Source organism: Streptomyces sp. SID3343 (genome assembly GCF_009865215.1).
GTDB lineage: Bacteria > Actinomycetota > Actinomycetes > Streptomycetales > Streptomycetaceae > Embleya.
On sequence record NZ_WWJX01001067.1, the window covers coordinates 1 to 265 of the forward strand.

Annotated in this window: 1 protein-coding gene; it reads left to right on the forward strand. The window is 77.4% G+C overall.

Annotation, left to right across the window (positions count from 1 at the left end; genetic code table 11):
- A partial coding sequence (locus tag GT354_RS33215; RefSeq protein ID WP_161360078.1) for a hypothetical protein occupies positions 1-265 on the forward strand: 265 nt, incomplete at both ends.

Genomic DNA, 265 nt, shown 5'->3' on the forward strand with positions numbered 1-265 from the left:
GACATCGACGACGTCGCCCGGCTGCTCGCCGAGCGGGCACTGCCCGCCCGGTGGGCCGGGCACGTACACCGGCTCTCCGGCGGCAACCCGGTCCTGGCGAAGGCGGTGCTCGCCGACCTGCCCGCCGACACGGCCCGCCCGGAGGCGCTTCCCGCTCCGACCCTGGCCATCCATCTGGCCGCCTCCCGGCTCGCCGAACTCCCGGACGAGGTACGGCACACCCTGCGCCTGGCCGCCCTCGCGGCGCATCCCACACCCGCGCTGC